This window comes from Enterobacter sp. CRENT-193, from assembly GCF_002787395.1.
GTDB classification, from domain to species: Bacteria; Pseudomonadota; Gammaproteobacteria; order Enterobacterales; family Enterobacteriaceae; genus Enterobacter; species Enterobacter hormaechei_C.
The window spans coordinates 2,850,205-2,871,615 of record NZ_CP024812.1 but is presented as its reverse complement, the minus strand read 5'-3'; the positions used below and the strand labels follow the sequence as shown (position 1 = coordinate 2,871,615).

20 protein-coding genes are annotated in these 21,411 nt (G+C 54.8%); 2 read left to right on the top strand and 18 right to left on the bottom strand.

Translation table 11 applies throughout. The features are described from left to right. Positions 1-7 precede the first annotated feature (7 nt). The 18 genes from CU081_RS14350 to CU081_RS14265 all read right to left on the bottom strand — a co-directional run bounded on the left by CU081_RS14350 (position 8) and on the right by CU081_RS14265 (position 18,340). Positions 8-805 (bottom strand): PP2C family protein-serine/threonine phosphatase, encoded by a 798-nt coding sequence (locus tag CU081_RS14350; RefSeq protein WP_003859969.1) that lies wholly within the window; start codon positions 803-805, stop codon positions 8-10. Next, positions 802-2,577: a type VI secretion system-associated FHA domain protein TagH gene (tagH, locus tag CU081_RS14345; protein ID WP_100185497.1), complete on the bottom strand. Its 1,776-nt coding sequence runs from the start codon at positions 2,575-2,577 to the stop codon at positions 802-804. The genes CU081_RS14350 and tagH overlap by 4 nt, the downstream gene beginning before the upstream one ends. 90 nt (positions 2,578-2,667) lie before the next feature. Further along, positions 2,668-3,021, bottom strand: a complete 354-nt coding sequence (locus CU081_RS14340; RefSeq protein WP_225622224.1) for a hypothetical protein — start codon at positions 3,019-3,021, stop codon at positions 2,668-2,670. Between the two features lie 73 nt (positions 3,022-3,094). Then, the gene (locus CU081_RS14335; protein ID WP_032628301.1) at positions 3,095-3,487 is read right to left on the bottom strand and encodes a hypothetical protein; all 393 of its coding nucleotides are present in this window, start codon (positions 3,485-3,487) and stop codon (positions 3,095-3,097) included. Then, entirely contained in the window at positions 3,488-4,504 is a 1,017-nt protein-coding gene (locus CU081_RS14330) for a hypothetical protein (RefSeq protein WP_022651412.1), read from the bottom strand. A 599-nt stretch (positions 4,505-5,103) separates the two neighbouring features. Continuing rightward, a complete protein-coding gene (locus tag CU081_RS14325; RefSeq protein ID WP_014884229.1) occupies positions 5,104-5,586 on the bottom strand; it encodes an Hcp family type VI secretion system effector in 483 nt (160 codons plus the stop codon). 180 nt (positions 5,587-5,766) lie between these two features. Beyond that, positions 5,767-6,216: a T6SS amidase immunity protein Tai4 family protein gene (locus CU081_RS14320; RefSeq protein WP_022651413.1), complete on the bottom strand. Its 450-nt coding sequence runs from the start codon at positions 6,214-6,216 to the stop codon at positions 5,767-5,769. Next, positions 6,201-6,695 carry a T6SS effector amidase Tae4 family protein gene (locus CU081_RS14315; RefSeq protein WP_022648411.1) on the bottom strand — a complete coding sequence of 165 codons (495 nt, stop codon included), beginning with the start codon at positions 6,693-6,695 and terminating at the stop codon, positions 6,201-6,203. Before CU081_RS14315 ends, CU081_RS14320 begins: the two co-directional genes overlap by 16 nt. 3 nt (positions 6,696-6,698) lie before the next feature. Then, the gene (locus tag CU081_RS14310; RefSeq protein ID WP_022651414.1) at positions 6,699-7,124 is read right to left on the bottom strand and encodes a Rap1a/Tai family immunity protein; all 426 of its coding nucleotides are present in this window, start codon (positions 7,122-7,124) and stop codon (positions 6,699-6,701) included. Between the two features lie 79 nt (positions 7,125-7,203). Continuing rightward, a complete protein-coding gene (gene tssC, locus CU081_RS14305; RefSeq protein ID WP_006810956.1) occupies positions 7,204-8,703 on the bottom strand; it encodes a type VI secretion system contractile sheath large subunit in 1,500 nt (499 codons plus the stop codon). A gap of 3 nt (positions 8,704-8,706) precedes the next feature. Continuing rightward, positions 8,707-9,231 (bottom strand): type VI secretion system contractile sheath small subunit, encoded by a 525-nt coding sequence (gene tssB, locus CU081_RS14300; RefSeq protein WP_008502644.1) that lies wholly within the window; start codon positions 9,229-9,231, stop codon positions 8,707-8,709. A gap of 75 nt (positions 9,232-9,306) precedes the next feature. Then, positions 9,307-10,323, bottom strand: coding sequence for a type VI secretion system protein TssA (gene tssA / locus CU081_RS14295; protein ID WP_003859964.1), 1,017 nt, complete (start codon positions 10,321-10,323; stop codon positions 9,307-9,309). 11 nt (positions 10,324-10,334) lie between these two features. Next, positions 10,335-11,051, bottom strand: a complete 717-nt coding sequence (gene tagF, locus CU081_RS14290; protein WP_006810959.1) for a type VI secretion system-associated protein TagF — start codon at positions 11,049-11,051, stop codon at positions 10,335-10,337. 16 nt (positions 11,052-11,067) lie between these two features. Beyond that, positions 11,068-14,688, bottom strand: coding sequence for a type VI secretion system membrane subunit TssM (gene tssM / locus CU081_RS14285; protein ID WP_022651415.1), 3,621 nt, complete (start codon positions 14,686-14,688; stop codon positions 11,068-11,070). Between the two features lie 2 nt (positions 14,689-14,690). Then, positions 14,691-15,929, bottom strand: coding sequence for a DotU family type VI secretion system protein (locus CU081_RS14280; protein ID WP_003859963.1), 1,239 nt, complete (start codon positions 15,927-15,929; stop codon positions 14,691-14,693). A 17-nt stretch (positions 15,930-15,946) separates the two neighbouring features. After that, entirely contained in the window at positions 15,947-17,290 is a 1,344-nt protein-coding gene (tssK, locus tag CU081_RS14275; RefSeq protein WP_022651416.1) for a type VI secretion system baseplate subunit TssK, read from the bottom strand. 28 nt (positions 17,291-17,318) lie between these two features. Then, a complete protein-coding gene (gene tssJ, locus CU081_RS14270; RefSeq protein WP_015570327.1) occupies positions 17,319-17,822 on the bottom strand; it encodes a type VI secretion system lipoprotein TssJ in 504 nt (167 codons plus the stop codon). Positions 17,823-17,845: 23 nt separating this feature from the next. After that, positions 17,846-18,340, bottom strand: coding sequence for a hypothetical protein (locus CU081_RS14265; RefSeq protein WP_006810964.1), 495 nt, complete (start codon positions 18,338-18,340; stop codon positions 17,846-17,848). Between the two features lie 848 nt (positions 18,341-19,188). Here CU081_RS14265 and CU081_RS14260 point away from each other — a divergent pair. Then, positions 19,189-20,169, top strand: coding sequence for a GlxA family transcriptional regulator (locus tag CU081_RS14260; RefSeq protein WP_022651417.1), 981 nt, complete (start codon positions 19,189-19,191; stop codon positions 20,167-20,169). 78 nt (positions 20,170-20,247) lie between these two features. Continuing rightward, positions 20,248-21,258, top strand: a complete 1,011-nt coding sequence (gap, locus tag CU081_RS14255; protein ID WP_032609486.1) for a type I glyceraldehyde-3-phosphate dehydrogenase — start codon at positions 20,248-20,250, stop codon at positions 21,256-21,258. Positions 21,259-21,411 lie beyond the last annotated feature (153 nt).

Genomic DNA, 21,411 nt, shown 5'->3' with positions numbered 1-21,411 from the left:
TGTGTGTCTAATCAGTTCCGCAGGGAAGAAATTGTGCTGCGTCAGAGAGCGTATGCAGCAAAGTGGTGTCCTGAGGGTTGCCCATCCACACCGCCACGGCGGTATAGTTATCCTGAGCATTGCCCTCCTGTTCGGCATTCTTTTGAATGATTTGGTTCATTAAGGTCAGCCACTCCTGTGGCGTATTGACCATGTGCAGCGACTGCTTCATCTGCTCTTCGCTAACGCCGTGCCAGAAACCGTCGGTGCAGAGCAGGAAGGCATCACCGTCCTCGACCTGCACGACATCGCTGTAGCTCGCTTCCGGTCCGCCATTCTCAATACCCAGCGCCAGATACAGCAGGTTGCTGTTGAGATCGTCGGTCTGATGTCCGGCATCCTTCATCTGCTGGACGAGGCTGTGATCGGTGGTGACGTGCCACAGCCAGCCGCGACGAAACAGGTACAGGCGGCTGTCACCGGCGTGCGCCCAGTAGGCCAGACGGTAATCCCTGTCGATAAACAGGCTGACCAGCGTGGTGCCCATCCGGCGATAGTCCTGCACCGCCTGCTGTTCGCTGAGGATGGTACGGTTCGCCGTTTGGACGTAGTCACGAATATGCTGCGCATTAAGGTGCTTGTCGCCGTCAAAGCGGGAAATAATGCTGTTGCGGGCCAGCTCAGCGGCCACCTCGCCGCCCGGCAGGCCCGCGATGCCGTCACAGACGACAAAGCAGGCTGAACGTTCCCCGATGGTTTCTCCCGTCTGATCCTGGTTGCTGGCGCGCGTCCCCTGGCGGGAGAGAGAAGCCGTTGCGATATTCATTTTTCTTCCGATCCGCTTTGTGAGTCTTTGTACTGATTGACCTCCATGTCATAGGCATGGAGGAAGGCTTCGCCAAACAGGGTATGGAAGTCGTCCTCGATCTCGCCCGCCGTCTCGCCATAGCTGCGAACGAAATAATCCCACAGCGCGGCTTTACGGCTGCCCGGCAGCGCCAGGCGTGACGTCATCCCGTTCTGCTTCGCCTGCTCTTCCAGCTGTTCCGGATTAAAGGATTGCAGCATGGCGGCGATAATGGCGCGGATACCGGAGATCATCCCCAGCTGGTGCGCCTGGAGATCGATTAGCGCATCACGCACCGATTTGGTCGGCGGCATAAAGCCCGGCATCGGCGTGCCGAACATCTGGATCAGCACCGTTTTCCCGGTCGGCAACAGTTTGAACGGGTTGTTCGCATCGTCGAGCACCATGGTCATATCGGCTTTCACCCCACGCTTGAGGATGGAGCGCGAAGAGAGCAGCGCCACGGTCCCCTGCGAGAACATGCCCAGGATCTGCCCCAGCTGACGCATATTTTCCCGGTCGAATTGCGGTACCGGCTGCATTTCGCTCAGGCCCATGCCCTCCAGCAGCGCCTCCAGCAGTTCGCCCTGAAGCACCTCGCCCCGCTCGCCGGTCTGCGCGGAGGCAGCAGGCGAAGCAGCGTTTTTAACCGGGTCGATACGCAGGCGGCCTTTAGGCGCCTGCGCGTTGCTGCGCGCCACGGCCTGCGGCGTTGGCATGGTGAAGCCAGCGTAATCGGGACGCGCGGGCTCTTCTTCCGCGCGCGGCGCATCCTGTGGTTCAGTCGGTTCCGGATCGAACAGCGGTGAGCTGGCCAGCGCATCCTCTTCCTGTGCGGCTTGCGGTTCAGGCTTTGGCTCCGGCTTATCGGCCACGATTTCATCCGGATGGGTTAACGGCGCGCCACCCATCTGGCCGAGGGGGTCATCGTGACGCGCGGCAGGTGCGCTCGCCGACCCGCCAAACAGGGCTAACGGATCGAGTTCGTCCGACGCCTCTTCCTTTGGCTGGGCAGGTTTGCTTTCGTCCGGCTGTACCAGCGTTGAAGGGGTGACATCGTCAAAGATGCTCTCTTTTTTAAACAACGCTTCATCGCTGAACAGCGTGTCCGGGTCAACGTTTTTACGTTCAAGCGACGGTTCGGCGTCGTTAAACATTGACAGCGGATCTTCGGCATTCCGCTCCGGGGCCGCAGGCTGAGAGAACGGATCGTGGGATGCCGCGGGCTGTGGTTTTGCCCGGTTGCTGGAGATGCTGTCGGAGATGGAAAACTCCTGCATCAGGCTGTCCCAGATTTCCGACGGCACGGCCGTAGGTTCAGCTTTTCCGCGAGGCGCGGCGCTGGCCGGTTTCGGTTGTGGCGCCGGAGCAGGTGTCGCCGCTGGGCGCGCCTGCTGCATGCTGGCCGCCATGCGGCTTACGGGCTGGGTGTCATGAATGAGTTCGCTGACTTCAATGCGATAATCATCAATACCGAGAATATCCCCGTCCTGAAGCTCAACCTGACGCCCACGCTCCAGCGGGATATCATTCAGTACCACGCGGGTAACGCTGCCGCGGTTCGTGACGCGGCATTCGCCACTGGCGTCGACGTGAACGATGGCCTGCAAACGCGAGATAGTGCGGTCATTGTCCGGCAGCACCAGATTGTTATCCGTACCGCGCCCAATGGTGCCGCCCGGGGCATAAAAATCACAGCTGCTTTGCGGCGGCTGATGACCGGGTTTCGTAGAAATAATCGTGAATCGCATGGCGTATTCCTGCTGGTATGATTAGCGCTCAAACGCTGCCGCTCTCGGGGGTGAAAACGGCGGGGTTTGGGGGTTATGGGCTGATTAAAATTATTTGACTACATTCAGGAAAATAATGCCAATAAGCAGCCATAGCGTGAAAAGAAAGGCCTGAGCTTTATAGCGTCGATGCAGTTTTAATATCCAGCCGATTCTCTCTTCCGGTAATGCCTGAACGAATTTATAGGCATCGTCCTGAACATTTCTGTCTTTGGTAAATTTCATCTTCACGCCTTTGCGAAGACGAACAAACCAGATTATTTTATGATAATTCGCCAGTGAACCAAAAAACGATGCATAATTTGTTATCAGGTCGATATCATAGCCTTTTTGGCGATATTCAGAGAGGAGCCACTTATAATCTGACTCGTGTTTTTTAAAAAACCGAGAACTGTAAACATCCATGATTACAACGTTAATAAATAAAAGCACAAGAAACAATAACGTTATATTTGCCAGGCATAAAGATGACATGCTTTTAGGGTCCTGTAGCAATCAATAAGAACAATAGAAGCATCAAAAAGACAACAAAAAGTGTCATCCTGTAAAACATTTTTATCCATGAGAAATCGTATATCGATGATACTAATGCCTCTGCCTCCGGAGGGAGATTTTTTTTGCTATTTTGCTTTGTGGCTTTTCCAGCCAAAATCCTTTTCATAAGGAACACACGATGCGCAAATCCGGGAAGACCAAGTTGTTCATAAAAAAGATAATCGTTTACATCTAAATATTGCTTATCACTCAAAATATGAAATGATTTTGATAGCTCCAGGGAATATTTACGATAAAAATAAAAATAAAAACACAAAGAAGCAAACAGTCCTAAAAAAACCAATAAAAGCAATATTAAACGCAAATCTCCATACATTTATTCGTCCCCAGAAAAAATCAAGTTACTAATCCCTTCACCCAATTCAGCCCCTCCTTTAGTACCCATCCAGGCTCCCGCAGAAGTAGCGCCTAGTCCTACAACAATTCCACACACAAGGGCACCAGTACCCATCGTAGGTATTCCCATTGCACCGCAAAGAGCCCCAGTACCTAAAGACGCAGCCCAGGCTCCTCCCGCAGCACCAAGCGTACCTCCACCAAACTTACTATATTCAGTAACAGCAACTTTTCCACATTCATCTTCACGATCGACAGTACAGGCTTTATAAACATCATTAGAAGTATTCAAAAAAGAGAAACCTAGTGAGATCCAGCCCCCTGCTTTCATAATACTAGCCGCGCGAGAAGAGCGTACAATATAATCTGAATATCCAGGGATCGCGCCGACACCAACCGTACTCCATTCATGGACGATAGAGCGGCTTGATAAGTTCAATGCTTTTTTAATATTTTCGTAGGTTTGAATCTTAAGTGTTAGCTTGCTTAGGTTATTTAATAAAGGTTTTAGCTGAGAGAATAACACCCTTCTTTCCATATAAAACTGCTGACCAATTAAAGAACCTTGGGATATAAACTGATTCTGATAAGTCCTCTCAATTTTAATGAGTATATTTTCAATTTGCCTGAAATATTTCTCACCTAAATCACCAGCATTCCCAGCTAGTTTATCACCTAAGGAAGTCAATGCGGAAATATTGTCATAATTAGCGTGGAGATACTCTGCAACCGATGTGTTTAATGATGCCAGCGCATGGTTAATTTTCTGTTTTGCCCTGGAAAGAATACTCAGTTGCGATGACTGATTCGTGTTGTCTGGGTCAGCCACTATGAGTAACTGCCCTGGTTTTAACCAAGGTGTGTCATTGTTTATTTGCATAAAGTATCTAGCGGCTTCGCTATTTACATTATTAAACAATAATCGAGCTTGATAATCTAAAGTTCCAGGGTGTTGGACCACACAGTAGCCCGGGCTAACGGTTGAACGATGTGTCATATTTAAACCCTTTAATCAACACACATAGTTGTCCAGAGTTTGCAGTGGTGAATTGTTTAATTATTTTATAATTAAATAAACATTCAAACGCCGATGCACTCTCGAAAACACCGAGGTTTGAAAATTATATCATTCACTTGCCGTTAAAAGTAACTCGCAACTTATACCTTTCTTTAATATTAACCGTGCAGCATATCGAATAGCAGTTTTTTCATTGACAATCTTCAATACAACATCATACTCACTTTTGCGCCAGTCAACCTCATTCAGACGAATACACTCCTCTGTAATCAGATATGCATTGCTGGAAGTTGGTCATGAGAATTAATAGTTTTCCATTGATTACCAACGCGTTTCATTACAGATGGTGCGAAAACTGATACAGGCCCATTAAAATTTGCATCCAGTCTGATATCAAAACAAGGGATTTTGTTTTTTTAACGTAACAGAAAGTTTCTTATACTGTGCAGGTGGTGAAATGCAAGCACTACAGGCTAATGCGATTAATATTACGCTTAACTCTCTAATCATCATTCATCTGCAACATATTTGGAACCAATCATCATGACCGGGGAGGTTCCCCGGTCATGGATGAACAATTACGCTTCTTTGTTCTCTTTGATGTTCCAGCCAGCGCTGCTTTCAGCACCTTTACCACCGGCAGTGGTCTGCTCCCAGTACTGCTGTTTCACTTTCGCAGCCTGGAATGCATAGGTCACGCCAACGGTATCGCCGTTGTCGGCACCGGTGTACTGAACGGAAGTCACGAGAACGTCTTCCAGGGTGATGCGGGTATATTCAACCTGCTGACCACCCGCCTTGCAGACGGACAGTTCAACTTTGGTCAGGTGCTTACCGCTTGCGCAGTGTTTCAGGATTGCTGTAGTGGATTTGTCGATCAGAGCGTTAACGTGCAGATCGTTAAAGTTAACTTTACCGGCACCGCCGCCGCCACCAACGCTCATATTACCCGGCTGGGACGCGCCCCAGGAGAAGGAGGTAATATCAGTCCAGCCGGTGTGGTTAGAATCTTTAGATTCGCCCGTAACACCCTCGACCTTCAGAAACATATCAATAGCCATAATATCTACTCTTCGTGGATGAACAATATTGCTTTCGAAAAAGCCCTTATATGGCAAACAGGAAAGCATGGGGCTGAATAAAACCGTCCATATTTTACCTCTGCCTCATATCAAACGACCCGTGTCATTTGACAGTCTTACATTCCCCCTGAATGAACGGAAAGAATGTGAAGTCTTTTACTACTGCGGATTATCCTGAATCCAGGTACGATCAGGATCGCCAATGATGAGCTGCGGAACCAGTTTATTCAGTTCGTCGCTATGATAAAGACGTAGACAATTTAAGGTTACGCCTTTTACATCAGGTTTGCGCTCCGAGTGGAAACCATTAATTTGGTTTTTATACTTCCCAATAATGGCGTTAACTTTGTCAGTACCGTTTTCAGCATCAAACGGTATCCATTCAATAAATGCACTCGCACTGCGGGCCGCATCAGCAGAAAATTGACTGCCTTTATCTGCTACCTGCGCAAGGCAGCGCGCCAGGACAAAATCTTTAACCACCTGCCGGTATGTTTGCTGCTGATAAAAATCAACGTAAGGGTTGTCACCGCGAGCAGAAAAAGATAAGCAAGTGAGCAAAAGAAATACGGTCTTTAAACACCTGAATATAATTATTTTAATTCCCAAAACCAGATTTCCTGACAGTACGGAAAGCAATCGGAGTTACATATAAAAGAATTATTACTCAGAGGCTCGATAAGGTCGATATGACCACCGCCATACCCATCAATTTTATTGAAGAAAACAACACCTTTTCGGCCCAACATTGAGCGTGCACCAGCCTCGCGGTCTTTAAAGATTTCTGCCTTGCCAAACACATGGGATTTATAAAGCTGATCGGCAAGTAATTTTGCGCCAGGCTCGATTGTTTTTCCCTTATAGGGACCGGTCTTTATGGGTAAACGCCCTGTAAATTCAACATTGCATTTTAACAATGCCAGGCTCATTCTTACCGCACAGGTATTTTCGTATGCCGGTTGTTGCTTGATAATCGTCGAATAATCGTAGCCAATTTCTGAAAAAACCTGTTCACCCGAGGCAAAACCCGCGCGTGTGTGATTTGAAGAGTAATGCTGACGTTTAAGTTGTTCGTATAATGGTCTCATTTGTCACTCTCCTTTTTTGCACGGGCGTAATTCTTTCATGCCGTCAATGATGATTTTTGAAGCGCGCTCCTCGCCTTGCTGTTTCGATAAGTTCGCAAAACGAGAATAGAGAAACTCATGTATTGTATTTGGCAAAAAAGGCCTGCCCTTGCACCATGCAGTGCCCTCAGACGCGTCGACTACGCCGAGAAGATACATATTTGCCTTAATGCGTTCACGTTCATTCGTTTTCGACAGCCAGGCTTTAGCAAAACGCTCTGCACTCAGATTTAAATCGTACCCTGTTAACAGCGTCGGATCGCGTTGGAAGTTCGATGTGTCATCCTGAGGCAATGCTTCCGCTTGAGGGTATTTGTAATTTCCAGCGTCAGCGCTTGCGAGAGTAGAAACTGCCAGCAAACTGGTCGCGATCACAAGTATATGTTTCACCGTCTATCCTTATTCACTGACAGAAATAAGCTAAGCTCTTCCGCTCAGATGGCCGGCCCCTTCGGGCCGGCAATCGTCATTACGCGTCCTTCGTCTTCAGCGACGGCAGTTTAGATACCAGACGCAGGGAAACGGTCAGACCTTCCAGCTGGTAGTGTGGACGCAGGAAGAACTTCGCGGCGTAGTAGCCCGGGTTGTCTTCGATTTCTTGCACCTGCACTTCCGCCGCCGCCAGCGGTTTACGGGACTTGGTTTCCTGGGAGGAGTTCGCCGGGTCACCGTCGACGTAGTTCATCACCCAGTCGTTCAGCCAGCGTTCCATCTCTTCGCGCTCGCGGAAGGAGCCGATTTTGTCGCGCACGATGCACTTCAGGTAGTGAGCAAAACGACAGCAGGCGAACAGGTAAGGCAGACGGGAGGCCAGGCGCGCGTTAGCGGTGGCATCCGGGTCGTGGTACTCGGCCGGTTTTTGCAGGGACTGCGCGCCGATGAAGGCGGCGAAGTCGGAGTTTTTGCGGTGAACCAGCGGCATAAAGCCGTTTTTCGCCAGTTCCGCTTCACGGCGATCGCTGATGGCGATCTCGGTCGGGCACTTCATGTCCACGCCGCCGTCATCGCTCGGGAAGGTGTGGCACGGCAGGTTTTCCACCGCCCCGCCGGATTCGACGCCGCGAATCGAGGTGCACCAGCCGTACTCTTTAAAGGAGCGGTTGATGTTGGCCGCCATCGCATAGGCCGCGTTCGCCCAGGAGTAGCTGTTGTGGTTCGCGCCGTCGGTCTGCTCTTCAAAATCAAAGCTGTCGACCGGGTTGGTGCGAATGCCGTACGGCAGGCGCGACAGGAAGCGCGGCATCACCAGGCCCAGATAGCGGGCATCTTCCGATTCACGCAGTGAACGCCAGGCGGCGTATTCGGTGTTCTGGAAGATTTTGGTCAGATCGCGCGGGTTAGCCAGTTCCTGCCAGGACTCCATCTGCATCACGCCCGGTGCGGTACCGGTGATGAACGGACAGTGGGCCGCGGAGCCAATGCGCGCCATCTCGCCCAGCAGCTCAACGTCCTGCGGGCTGTGGTCGAAGTAGTAGTCGCCTACGATGCAGCCAAACGGCTCGCCACCGAACTGGCCGTACTCCTGCTCGTAGATTTTTTTGAAGATCGGGCTCTGGTCCCAGCCCACGCCCTTGTAGCGCTTCAGGGTGCGGCCCAGCTCCTGCTTGGAGATGCTCATAAAGCGGATCTTCAGCATCTCGTCGGTTTCGGTATTGTTCACCAGGTAGCTCAGGCCGCGCCAGGCGCTCTCCAGCTTCTGGAACTCCTCGTGGTGAATGATCTGGTTCACCTGCTGCGAAAGCTGCTCGTCAATACCGGCAATCAGGTTCTGAATGGTGCGGTAGGTATCGTTTGAGAAGGTCACGGTGTTTTCCAGCGCCTGCTGCGCCAGGGTTTTAACCGCGCTTTCTACGGCAGAGCGCGCCTGATCGGTTTTCGGGCGGAACTCTTTATTCAGCAGCGCGCTGAACTCGTCCTGGCTGAACGCCTGGCCCGCCTGCTGATCGTGTTGTTGAGTCTGGTTGCTCATCGATTATTCCTCGCTACCTTTCGCACTTTCGTCATTTTTCGGCAACTGGCTCAGGGATTTGAGCAGCGTCGGATCCTGAAGGATTTTTGCAATCAGCTCTTCCGCGCCGTTTTTGCCGTCCATGTAGGTCAGCAGGTTGGAGAGCTGGGTACGGGCTTCCAGCAGCTTGTTCAGCGGCTCTACTTTACGGGCCACCGCGTCCGGCAGGAAGTCGTCCATGCTGTCAAAGGTCAGATCGACGTTGAGCTTACCTTCGCCGGTCAGGGTGTTATCCACCTGGAACGCCACGCGCGGCTTCAGCGCCTTCATGCGTTCGTCGAAGTTGTCGATGTCGATTTCCAGGAATTTACGCTCGTCGACGGCTGGCAGGTTTTCCACCGGCTTGCCAACCAGATCGGCCATAACGCCCATCACAAACGGCAGCTGAATTTTGCGTTCTGCACCGTAGATCTCTACGTCGTATTCGATCTGCACGCGGGGAGCACGGTTGCGTGCGATGAATTTCTGTCCACTGTTACTCATTGCCATGATGTTCTCCATCAAAGATGCGCGGTGAAGGTGAAACGGCAGACTCCATGCCTGTCGTCATAATGCCAGGACGCGTCATTCGCGGCGTCCAAAGATGTTTTCCAGTTGGTTAACGCCGTCTGGCGCCAGGTCGCGAATAATGTCCATAAAGTTGAGTTCAGACAGCCGCTGCACCCGTTCAATCATCAGCGGTGCGGGATGGCTGGGTTCGTACTGCGCAAAGTACTGTTTCGCTTTTTCCAGCATTAGCTGCGCGTCGGCGCGGCTGGTCACCTGCACGCTGCGCCAGTCGGTGACCGGCTGAACGGGCTGCGCTGCCGCAGGCTGCGGCTCAGCGTGCTGTTCAGCCTGCGCGTCACGGTTCGGCAGCAGCTTACTGATGTCGGTCACCTGACACGCGCTGGCGACCAGCCCGACGGTTTTCAGCAGCTGTTCCATCTCCGGTACGCCACTTTCCCCGAGATAGCCGGTAAGCAGTTCGCGGATGGCCAGCAGGCGTTCGTTGATCACGATTACCGCTTCGGTGCCGGGCTGATCGCCCCGGGCCAGCTCATCGATCAGTCGTGGACGCCCGCCCGGATAATCCGGACACTCGGTTTTACTGCCGTCAAGCAGCGCCTGGGCGTCACGGAGCGAAATCTCATCGCCGTTTGAGCGGAGCAGTGAGGCGTTACGTACCGCGACCGTCAGGTCAGATTTATCACTCAGCCCGGCGAGGGCGTTGATGCGGTAGAACGGATCGGTTTCGCCATACTCTTCCAGCAGCGGGTAAAGTTGCTCCCAGTAACGGGACAGGGCTTCCTGCACCAGCAGTAGCCCGTCGGCGTAACCTGCCAGCCCGCGACGACGTGTCCAGGCATGGGTTAACGCCAGCATGACGCGAAGATCTTTGGTGCGTCCCAGTAGGCTGGTGGCGAGTTTTTCCACCGTGTTCCAGTCGGCAGGCTCTGCCGGAATGATGGTGTCGCCAAACTGCTGCTCGGCTTTACCCTGACTGGCCTGACCCATGGCCTGGAAATCAGCGTCGTACTCCAGGTTTTCACCGCAGGGGTTATCGGGGCTTATCGGCGCGAGAAATTCATCGATATTCATAAGATCCCTGCTTATTCAAACATAGGCGGGTAAAGACCGTGGCGGCCCGGACGGGCGCCGCCTGCCGGATCGAACAGCAGCGTAAAGAGCTGCCCGGTAAAGTTTCCGCTGTGGACGTGGGTGTACAGCGGATAGCCGTCGCAGCGGTTTGTCCACCAGTAGCTGGTCTGGCGCAGCGGATCAAAACACTCCGCCGCCTGCGGCCAGCCCAGCGTGCTCTGACCCTCGTCGTCATAGCCAATCACGTCGAGAATGTCGGAGCGCTTTTGCGGCTCAACCGGCTGGGGCGCTGGGATGGTCATCAGCATTTCATCCAGCTGGGAGGCAGAATAGCTGTTACGCACCGCGTGCAGCCCCAGACGGCCAAGCTGCTGGTACCAGCTCTCAGCCTGCCCGAGCAGGCGGGATGACCACTCGGCGGGGGTGAAGCTCAGTTGCAGGCATACCGGATAGTGGCGGCCTACGCTGTCACGGCCCGGCAGCAGGCAGCCCATCTGAATCATCTGGCTACCGAGCATCGGCGGGACGACAAAGTTCCACACCGGGGCTTTTGAAAATGGGCGCTCGCCGCTGCGCTGCTCTTCCTGTTGCCAGGCCAGCAGGCCGACCTGGAACCAGTGCGACCACTGGCGTTGCAGGGTATCCGGAAAGCGACGCTGCAAAAAATCTCCGGCGCTGGGTAATTTGCCATACCAGCTATATCGGTTCATCGCAGGGGTATTCGTCATACGGCTGTCCTTGCGGTTATGGGCATGAGAAACGGGGAAGCTGGAACGGATTGCGGATGCTGTTCGGGGCAAACTCCAGCGTGACCTGATGTCCGTCGACGTTGAACGTGGCCTGACGGCTCAGGCTACCCGCGCCAGGGCTGGTGCGCGCCTTGTCGAAAAAGCGGTTGAGCGCCCAGGAACCGTTGGTCACCAGCGTTGCGGTGCTGCCATTGGCCAGACCGAGCTGCATACGCACCTGGTTCGTCCCGCCCGGCCCCGGCCAGGTCATGATCTGCACCGCCTGCGGACCGTGGCTGTAGCGCAGCAGCTGACCGTCCACGTCCAGCGTCAGGTTCAGAATGGTGTTGTCCATCCGCACGGTGCGCACCGTCACCTTAAAGGATGGCGTGGTCGCGCCGTTGGCAAAGAAGGCATCGCGGACAGATTGCGCCTGCTGGAACGGACGCAACAGGCCTTCGCTGCCTGGCAGCGTTTTACCGTCGATGCCCGGCATAAAGCGCCAGTTCGCCTGGGTGGTGTCCACCTTGTTGGTCAGGTTGTCGCGGAAAAAGGTGTCCATCAGACCGGTGCCTGGCGCGAACATGCGAGCCAGGTCGTCCGGCGTCACCTCGGTGCTGGCGCTGCGCACCAGCGGATAACGCCCGGCAATCGCCTGACGGCAGAACCCACCCACTTCCACGTTGATGCGCTTACGCACGTTCTCCAGATCGCGACGCTGGGTATCGCTGCTGGCGCCGACGGCCATATTACTGAACATGGTTTGCAGCCCGCCCGGCAGACGGCCCGCGCTGGCTTGCAGGCGGCTGATGGCATCGCCGCCCGGCGCGGGCATACCGCTGTTTGCTGCATCCTGAACGGCTGTCAGGTAGCGATAAAGCTCGTCAACCTGCTTGAGAAAATCATCAAAGACGATGGTCTTACCGCCCTTCTCCAGCGGCTGCGCCAGCTCAATCATCGGCGCATAGTGGTCGGTCACCAGTTGCTCAGGCGCCTGCGTCACAACCGCGCCCTGCGTCGGGGCATTGTCACCGTTGCTGAACAGCGCTTCCAGCGTACGAGTGGCGCGGTTGCTTTGGTCTTCCGCTTTCTGCGCATCTTCCGGGGCAGGCGCAGTGCGCGACAGGGTCAGCACCTTGCTCAGGTTAAGTACCAGACGGCGCAGCGGCGAGTTGGTGCCTGAAAGCAGGCGCGCGGTGTTGATGCGCTGGGAAAGATCGGCGCTGTTGTTGAGCTGAATGTCAGCGAGAAAGCGATCCCAGTTGACGATAAAGTCGCGCATGTAGAGCTGGCGCACGGCGTTATCGATCTGCTGTTTATCTTCCTGGGCGGTGGCTGCTCCCAGCACCCAGGCATCGTCCTCGTGCAGGGCGGTGGTCACGCTGTCGATCTGGTCGTTAAAACTCTTCCAGTACCCGTCCGGCGTATAGAGCCCCGGCACGCCCTCACTCACCGGCTTGCCGCTCTTACGGGAAAACACCAGCTCGCTCTGCGGGCCGCCAAGATCTGAAAGCGAAACCGGCTTCAGGTTCTCATCATGCTCCAGCAGACGTTTCAGGCGGCCATATACGCGTGTTGAGAGCGGCTGCTGGTTGATGAGCGCCCTTTCACGGGCCACCAGATCCTCATCCTGCGCATACGGTGAAGCCTGAATTTTTGGCTCCAGCAGCTGGGTCAGGTGCCATTCCAGCTCCTGAAGCTGCGCTTGCGTCACGTTCTGCGGCAGGTTGCGTTGCAGGTTGAGCATTACCCATGAGTGCAGGAATTTACCGTCATAGTGCTTCGGCTGGTAGAGCATCTGATAGGCTTTCAGCGCCTCATAGCTGTATTCCACGTCGCTGCCGTTGTCGTTGCGCAGCCAGGTGGTAATGTGCATCGCCACGGCAGGCAGCAGCATCTGATCCAGCGCCTTCTGATACAGAGACTGCGAGGCATCGCTGACGTCATCCCCGCGATAAAGCCCCATGCGGCGGGAAACCGGCGGGTTGTTAACGTCGAAGGCATCGCTTTTCGGCAGATCCACCAGGCTGTTAAGCAGCGGCAGAAGCGCAAACAGATCGCGCTGGGGCTGGTTTTGCAGCGCCTTGCTCTGCTGCTCCAGCATCGGCACTTTTGCGTCCACTTCTTCCAGATAGGCTTTATTTTTAGCGTAGCTGGTCAGCCACAGGCCACCCAGGATCACCAGCAGAGCCAGCAGCGCCGCGTAGCCGGACCACATCACGGCGCGGTTGCGAAGCTCCCACCAGCGGTTTTCCCCGGCGATACCCGCTTCCTGGAAAATCACGTTTTGCAGCAGGTTCTTAATGAAGAAGCTTTGACCCTTCGCGCCCGGGATCGGCGCCTCTTTGCTCACCGAATCCCAGCGCGTGCTTTCCTCCCCTTCAGGTAAGGAGAGCGCGCGGTTCAGCTCGCCCATCACGCGGTCAAACGGCATCCCTTCCTGGGTGCCGCTGGCGAAGTAGATGCCGCGCGGCGAAAATTCGGTTTCGAAGTTTGAGCGGGCAAAGACCGTGCTCAGGTAGTCTGCCAGCAGCGGACGCAGCGCGGCGAACTCCTGCGGGAAGAGATAGGCTTCCGCACGGGTTTTGGCGTCATGCTCTTTGAGCATGGTTTCCGGAAGGCCCGCATCCAGACGCTGTTGCAGCAGGGAAAATTCCTGCTGGAAGTTGCCCATAAGATCGTAATCGGCGTGTTTGGTCTGCTCCCACGGCAGCGTAAAGCCCCAGATCTGGTCGCGCTGGGCTTTGTCGTAATCCGCAAACCAGGCGCGGAAGCCTTTAAGCAGGTCCGCTTTGGTCACCATCACATAAACCGGGAAGCGAATACCCAGCTGTTCATGCAGCTCGGAGAGACGCTGGCGCAGGTTGACCGCCTGCTGTCGGGAGGCCTCAGCGGACTGCGAAAGCAGGTCGGAAATACTGATAGTAATAATCACGCCGTTGATGGGCTGGCGACGGCGGTATTTACGCAGCAGGTTGATAAATTCCAGCCACTCCCCGGCGTCCTGAACCTGCTCACTCTCCTGAGTGGTATAGCGCCCCGCGGTATCCAGCAGAACCGCCTCGTTGGTAAACCACCAGTCACAGTTGCGCGTGCCGCCAATGCCGCGCAGCGCGGTTTTACCGAAGCGATCCGCCAGCGGGAATTGCAGCCCGGAGTTGGCCAGCGCGGTGGTTTTACCGGAACCTGGCGCGCCAATAATGACGTACCACGGCAGCTGATAGAGGTATTGCGTGCTGAAGCGCTGCGTCCACTGTGCGCCATGTCCCGCTTTGCTGAAGTGGGCTTTTTTCAGCATCTGGGCGGCTTCATCGAAACGCCCGGCAAGGATCTGCTCCTCGCTGTTCAGACGTTTCTGCGGATCGGCCGCCTCCGGGCTGGTGGTATTTTCGTTGAGCTTGTCCATCAGCTTACGGTTCAGCCAGGCGTTATACAGCCGCGGCAGAATGTGGCTCTGGGCCCAAATCAGGTAGACCACCGCAATGCTGATGACGCGGTTCTGCTCTGATTCAAGCGGGCGGGTATCTACGATGGACAACAGCGGGCCAATCATCCAGATGACCGCCGCGAGCGCCGTTACGCCCAGGAAGCTCCACAGAATGCGATTGGTCAGTATAGAAAGTAGAGTAGTCAGCATCCTTAGTTTCCTTGCGGCAATCCGTTCAGCTCGGCCTGGGTATTGTCAGGCGACACCAGCAGCGTAATCTCCACGCGGCGGTTACGGGCGCGATTTTCAGGCGTGGTGTTAGGCGCTACCGGGTTGATCTCGCCCCGCCCTTCGGCTTTGACGCGCTCAGGCTGCGAGAGGCTACCCTGGAGCTGTTTTTGCACCGAACGGGCGCGCTCAAGCGAGAGTTCATAGTTGGAGGCGAAGCGTGCGCTGCGGATCGGCACGTTGTCGCTGTACCCCACCACCAGAATTTTGCCGCTGACGTTATTCATCGCCTGGGCGATGCGGTCGATGACCGGCTCATAGCGATCGCGCACCACCGTTGAGGCCGAGGCAAAGAGTCCGTCCCCTTTCAGGATCACCACGCTGCGATCCGCCTCATCCTTAACGGCCACCAGACCGGCATCAATTTCTGGTTTCAGGAAGCCGCGCAGGTTCAGCACCGCCGGCAGCTGACGCGCAGGCTGCTGGATCGTGGTTTCCGGCAGTTGGGACTGGTAAATTTTCGCCAGCACCGGGCTGGTGTTATCACCCAGACGCCAGTTCAGCACGATATAGAACAGGCAGGCGATAAAGCCGACCAGCGCCACGCACGCCCAGAGTGGGATCATCGGCCGCCAGAGCTTGCGCAGAACGGGGCGATCTTCCGGGTGCGGCGAGAGCGGCGGCGGGTAGCTGCCGCGCACGCCACGGATCATCTGCCACAGGCGCTGTTTGATGGTTTCAAGCTGGGTCCGGCCATTGTCCAGTACGCGGTAGCGGCCTTCAAAGCCGAGCAGCAGACAGTAGTTGATCATCTCCAGCAGCAGAATGTGTTCGCGCGGATTCTGCGACAGACGCGCCAGCAGCTGGAAAAACTTCTCGCCGCCCCAGGTTTCGTTATGAAACGTCACCAGCAGACCATTGCTTGACCAGACGCCGCTGCTTCCCCAGGGAGTCAGCGCGGCGGCTTCGTCCAGCGCCGTGCAGAGGCAGTAGCGCGCGCCGACAATCACTTCATACGGTAAGCCCGCCTGCTGGCATCGCACCTCGAAACGGCGAATTTCGTCAATCAGGCGCTGGCGCAGCCCGACCTGATCGTCGTGGGAAACCGAATGACGGATTTGCGGAATCGCATTGAGCAGCGGATTGGCGGCCGCCACCAGCTGATTGTTCCCACTGGCTCCGGTAAACACGGCATCACTGCCGGTATCCTGTCGTTCCTGCATATTAAGCGCTCGCTTTATTATTCTGTCGGGCTACGGATGGCCCAGAACTCCATATCGAGACCCGGGAATTCCCCTGCGAGATGCAGCGCGAATGCCCCGGACTTGTCCATCTCGTGCCACAGTTCGCTGCCCCTTTCGAGTTCGAAATAGCTGTAGCCTGCATGCCACGGGATCTGCGGCGGCGCGACGGGCATTGCCCGAAGCATGATGCCCGGCAGCTGAAGCTGAACCAGATCGCGGATTTTCGAGACTGGCGCAACCTTCATCTGGGCAGGAAAATGGGTTTGCAGGTGTTCGCCGGGGACATTGGCTTTTACCGCCAGCACGAAGCCAAATTCGCGGACCATGCTGGTCTCCGGCACGGTGGCGATGTTCAGACCGTGGGAGCGTTCGTGCAGCGGCAGCTGGATGGCATGATCTTCCATCACCAGCGACAGTCCCTGACGCAGCATCAGCATCAGTTTGCTGAAGCAAACGGCGAGATCGTCATGGTCGTATACCGGCAGTATGCTCTCTGCGGTACGCTGCGGCGTCCAGGTGGCGAGCTCCGTGGCAAACGGCAGCCAGCTGCGCCAGAGCGCTTCCGGATGAAGCAGCGGCAGCGTTTTTAAATGTGAGACATCGCCAAGGTGGCGGTTGATCAGCGAGAGAAGCGTGAACTCAACCATCTCAGACGTATTGAAACGCCCCGGCTGACGCAGGCGGCCGCCGATCTGCTGGCTACGCTGCACCAGCAAGCCGTGCAGGTCATTGATCATGCCGTACAGCTGCGGGCTGTTATTGGCGTTCAGCATTGGCGGGATGTAGCTGTTATCCAGCCGCACGTGGTTGTCGTTACGCTTTTCAGCGACGTACGCCACGCCGATGGCGGTCCATTCTGCCGTCAGATCTTTCTCCAGCATCAGGGTCAGACGCAGGCGGCCAAACTGAACCGTCGCCTCCCCGACCGACATCGCGTTGTCGTCTTCCACCTCTTGTTCAAAGGTAATAAAACGCGCCAGAGAAGACTGCTCCTCGCTGAAAATCACCTCTTCACGGCCACCGCGACGAACCGGCAGCGCAAGCACCACCTTTTCATTGGTGAGATTATCGGGGATTTTTAGCGGAGCCGGACCGTTGCGGTCGCTGCGCACCTGGAAAAAGGTGCCGTCAGGCAGCAAACCGCTACAGTAGCTGAGGGCAATACAGCCCTGGCGAAGCATCGCTTCATCCAGCTCAAGGTCGAGAAAGCCCCAGAGATACGAACGCTGCAAGGCCCCCCACTCACGAACGTGGTTGAGGAGGTAACTTTCTGTCCGCTGAAAATGGTGGGGACGCAGGAACATGCCCTCGGTCCAGACGACCTTTTCTGCTTTCGTCATGATGATCTCTTTCCTGTTATGAAGGGCGTTACTGGCTGATGACCCGGATACCATTTACGTCAAGGAAGACGCTGGCCTGGAGTTCATCTGCGGACCATTTCCAGAACTGGTAAATCGCGTTTTCGCCGGGAACAGGCAAAGGAAGTGAGACGCGCCATTTTTTGCCGTCCAGCGCCTGGTATTCCGCCATCACGCCGATATAACGCGCTTCCGGTGAGCTTTGCCCGCTCAGGGTTTTCGAAAGCTGGCCCGGCATCAGGAAGAACACATCGCTGTTCAGCAGATTCGCGCCAAGCGTGGCTGACGCGTTGTTCTGTAAGGAGTAGAAGTCACTGGACATGAAATCCGCATCGGATTTCAGCAGCAACACTCTGACCTTAAGCGGCGCAGAATCATTGATTTGAGGATGAGCCTGAAACTGAAGATTGTAGCGGGAGGGGTCGCTGTGTGAAGACGACGTACAACCACCGATCAGCGCGAAAATCAACGCAAAAAAAGGGAACCACATCCGATGAAAATTTTTATTATTCATAAAAATATGCTCGTGAAACCCGTTTAGTTCAGGATCCAGGTACCGTTCGCGCTGTCTTTGCAGGCTTTGCTGTTGCCATCGACATCAACACAGGTGGTTTTCTTACGCGCTTTCGGGCGCAGTGCCTGTTTACGCACGGTGGCTTCGTACTGGTCAGCCTTGATCACGGCACGCATCGGCACATAACCAATCAGCTGTTCACTCCCTTCATCGGCCAGCGCCATCCAGAAATGTTCAACCTGCCCCAGCACGACGTAAGTTTTGCCGGTCTCAAGCGTACGGATCACTTTTCCACCGTAGTCAGGACGGCTCATCAGGGATGCCGGGTACATGGCACGATACGGTTCATTCACTTGAGTGAACTCCGCCGGAGGGGTAACAGCGTGACGGTGCGTCAGCGTGATGCCATTCACCTGGCTGGTCACAATCGTATCATCGGTGATCGCTGGTTTTTGCGGCGCCTTACAGCCCGCCACCGCCATAACAAACAGAAGTGATAACAATACACGCAGTTTCATATGCTTTTCCGTAGCGATATTTAGAGGATGAAGAGAGGGGGATAAAATTTGACTTAGGTGCTATTGTTAAAATAGTCGGGATATTTTCAGCAGGTAACTATTTTAAGGCATAGCTACCGCACGAACCCAACAGAAATGGGCCCAGCATGCTCCTGACATATTTTGACAAACGGTAGACAAGTTTACATGAGCTTGTCATCAATTCAATATTTCTTGCCTGCTTAATGGTGTTTAATGATACGCCCAATGCATTATAGGATTAATCTCATAAAAAATGCGCACTTAGCTGAAATCGTCTTTTTCTTAGACGAATTTCTAGCGTAACTGTATGAAAATTAATGGCTAAAAAGGCAAAAGAGAACCACTATCATTAACGTAACCCCTTATTATCGCCACTACCATAATTAGTAGAATTTCATTTTTTCTGTGCGCTGTGGGATATATCTGGGATATTTTCATTGTTGCATCTGGAAGATAACTTTTATTGGGTGCGAGCGTCCCGCATTAACAAATGACGGTGAAGAAAATGGCAGGGATTTAATTTCGCGATCCGAAATAACCTACTCGAAATTATCCTCCGAGGTTATTTTTTGTGCCTTAATAATTAAGCATGGCTACATCTTTTTGTTCTCTTATTGTTCAGAACACTTCATTGCAGCCCATAAACTGGGGGTTTCAGCGGCAGTAACAGTAAACCTAACGCAAAAAGTTTTACCGTTACTACATATTTCTTTTACTTCTTTCCAACATCTGCCGTTCCAGGCTTTCACCCGGCACGCCTCATTTGTCTCTGCGACGGTGTTTGTCTGCCGCTTGACTTATTTTGTGATAAAGGTACTTTTCAGGACATGAAGAAGATCCTGATTATCGTACCTGACGGTGGCATGTTGTTTGAGGCTGCCGGTATCGCCGACATTCTGATGCAGGCCAACCGGCTGCACCCGGACGGCCTGGCGCAGCCCCGCTACTGCATCATTATCGCCACCACCCAGCCTCACCTGGTGATCCACGGCCAGTCCGGCTTAAACCTGCTGGCGGACTATCGCCTGCCGGAGCTGGATCCGCGCGAGCCGCTGGATACGATCATCATTACCGGTCGTGGCATGAATGAACAGGAGAGCACCGCGGTGGTGGACTGGCTGCACCTGGCCGCGCCGCATGCGCGCCGCGTCGCCTCTGTCTGCGGCGGGGCCCTGCTGCTGGCACAGGCCGGACTGCTCGATGGGCGCCGGGCGACGACCCACTGGCGGCTGCTGGAAACCCTGAAAACCCGCTATCCTGCGGTCAACGTTGAGGGCGGCCCGCTCTATATTCAGGATGGCCCCGTCTGGACGTCCGGCGGCGTCAGTTCCGGGTTTGATCTGACGCTGGCGCTGGTGGAGGATGATTACGGCTTCACCCTCGCCCGCAACGTGGCGCAGGATATGGTGATGTACCTGCGTCGGCCTGGCGGCCAGCTACAGTTCAGCCGCTATAAACTGGAGCAGTCCGGCGCGACCGGACCGGTTAGCGAACTGCAAAGCTGGATCCTGCAAAACCTCACCGCAGATTTGTGCGTCGAAAGGCTGGCCGAACGGGTCGCCATGAGTCCGCGCAATTTCACCCGCGTGTTCACGCGTGACGTCGGTGTACCTCCGGCCCGTTATGTCACCGAAGCGCGCCTGGCCGCCGCACGACAGCTTCTGGAGCAGACCTCGTATCCGCTTGAGGTCATTGCCGAAAAAAGCGGGTTTGGGACCAGCATCAACCTGCGCCGCGTTTTTGAAAAGCAGCTTCATCTCACGCCGGGCGAATATCGCCAGCGCTTCCACTGCCGCAGAATGGCGTAATCTGATCCTTTTTTGTCATTTACGCCATCCGACCTGACGCCTAAAGTCACTCCAGACAACACAGATAAGGAGTGCATCATGGTTAAGGTCGGTATTAACGGTTTCGGCCGTATCGGACGTAATGTTCTTCGCGCGGCGCTGGGCAACCCGGATCTCCAGATTGTGGCCATTAACGATCTGACGGACAGTAGAACCCTCGCCCATCTGCTGAAATATGACTCTCTGCTCGGCACGCTGCCGGTGCCCGTTGAAGCGGCGGACGGCGCGCTACAGGTTGACGGGCAACGCATCATCGTATTCAGTGAACGCGACCCGGCAAACATTGCGTGGAAAGACGCGGGCGTTGAGGTGGTAATCGAAGCCACCGGCTTCTTCACCGAACGTGAAAAAGCAGCGGTGCATATCACGAGCGGCGGCGCAAAACGCGTCATTATTTCCGCCCCGGCTAAAAATGATGATCTGACGGTGGTAATGGGCGTGAACCACACGCTGTACGATCCGGCCCAGCATTTTGTAGTCAGCAACGGGAGTTGCACCACTAATGGTCTGGCGCCAGCGGCGCAGGTGCTGCACCAGCAGTTTGGCATTGAACACGGGCTGATGAACACCACGCATGCCTACACCAACAGCCAGGCGCTGCATGACCAGCCGGAAAAAGATCTGCGCGGCGCGCGCGCGGCAGCATTATCGATTGTGCCTTATTCCAGCGGCGCGGCAAAAGCGCTCGGGAAAGTGATCCCCGAACTTGACGGTAAACTCACCGGATATTCCCTGCGCGTACCGGTTCCGGTGGTGTCGATTGTCGATCTGACGGTGACGCTGAGCCGCAACGTGACCGCCGAAGAGGTGAATGACGCGTTCCGTCAGGCCGCCGTCAGCGGGCCGCTGAAAGGCATCCTGGGCTACAGCGATGAACCGCTGGTCTCCCGTGATTATCAGGGCGACCCGCGCTCATCCATCATCGACGGGCTTTCAACGCTGGTGATTGGCGGGAATATGGTGAAGATCCTGTCGTGGTATGACAACGAATGGGGCTTCTCGAACCGTCTGGTGGATCTGGCGGTGCTTATGGATAAAAAAGGGTTGTAGGGCTTAAGCCGGGTGGCTTGAAGCTTACCCGGCCATTCCGTGATGTGGTTAAAAATTAAGTAATCCACCCCCGGTGTTGTGAAAGCGCACCCGAATTATCTGGTTATGTGAAAAATGGGATATTCAACACGCGAAGTTAACGATATTCGTCTA

Coding starts and splice junctions, on each gene's coding strand:
- CU081_RS14350 (WP_003859969.1), bottom strand. CDS start 805: ATGAATATCGCAACGGCTTCTCTCTCCCGCCAGGGGACGCGCGCCAGC.
- tagH (WP_100185497.1), bottom strand. CDS start 2,577: ATGCGATTCACGATTATTTCTACGAAACCCGGTCATCAGCCGCCGCAA.
- CU081_RS14340 (WP_225622224.1), bottom strand. CDS start 3,021: ATGGATGTTTACAGTTCTCGGTTTTTTAAAAAACACGAGTCAGATTAT.
- CU081_RS14335 (WP_032628301.1), bottom strand. CDS start 3,487: ATGTATGGAGATTTGCGTTTAATATTGCTTTTATTGGTTTTTTTAGGA.
- CU081_RS14330 (WP_022651412.1), bottom strand. CDS start 4,504: ATGACACATCGTTCAACCGTTAGCCCGGGCTACTGTGTGGTCCAACAC.
- CU081_RS14325 (WP_014884229.1), bottom strand. CDS start 5,586: ATGGCTATTGATATGTTTCTGAAGGTCGAGGGTGTTACGGGCGAATCT.
- CU081_RS14315 (WP_022648411.1), bottom strand. CDS start 6,695: ATGAGACCATTATACGAACAACTTAAACGTCAGCATTACTCTTCAAAT.
- tssC (WP_006810956.1), bottom strand. CDS start 8,703: ATGAGCAACCAGACTCAACAACACGATCAGCAGGCGGGCCAGGCGTTC.
- tssB (WP_008502644.1), bottom strand. CDS start 9,231: ATGGCAATGAGTAACAGTGGACAGAAATTCATCGCACGCAACCGTGCT.
- tssA (WP_003859964.1), bottom strand. CDS start 10,323: ATGAATATCGATGAATTTCTCGCGCCGATAAGCCCCGATAACCCCTGC.
- tagF (WP_006810959.1), bottom strand. CDS start 11,051: ATGACGAATACCCCTGCGATGAACCGATATAGCTGGTATGGCAAATTA.
- tssM (WP_022651415.1), bottom strand. CDS start 14,688: ATGCTGACTACTCTACTTTCTATACTGACCAATCGCATTCTGTGGAGC.
- CU081_RS14280 (WP_003859963.1), bottom strand. CDS start 15,929: ATGCAGGAACGACAGGATACCGGCAGTGATGCCGTGTTTACCGGAGCC.
- tssK (WP_022651416.1), bottom strand. CDS start 17,290: ATGACGAAAGCAGAAAAGGTCGTCTGGACCGAGGGCATGTTCCTGCGT.
- tssJ (WP_015570327.1), bottom strand. CDS start 17,822: ATGAATAATAAAAATTTTCATCGGATGTGGTTCCCTTTTTTTGCGTTG.
- CU081_RS14265 (WP_006810964.1), bottom strand. CDS start 18,340: ATGAAACTGCGTGTATTGTTATCACTTCTGTTTGTTATGGCGGTGGCG.
- CU081_RS14260 (WP_022651417.1), top strand. CDS start 19,189: ATGAAGAAGATCCTGATTATCGTACCTGACGGTGGCATGTTGTTTGAG.
- gap (WP_032609486.1), top strand. CDS start 20,248: ATGGTTAAGGTCGGTATTAACGGTTTCGGCCGTATCGGACGTAATGTT.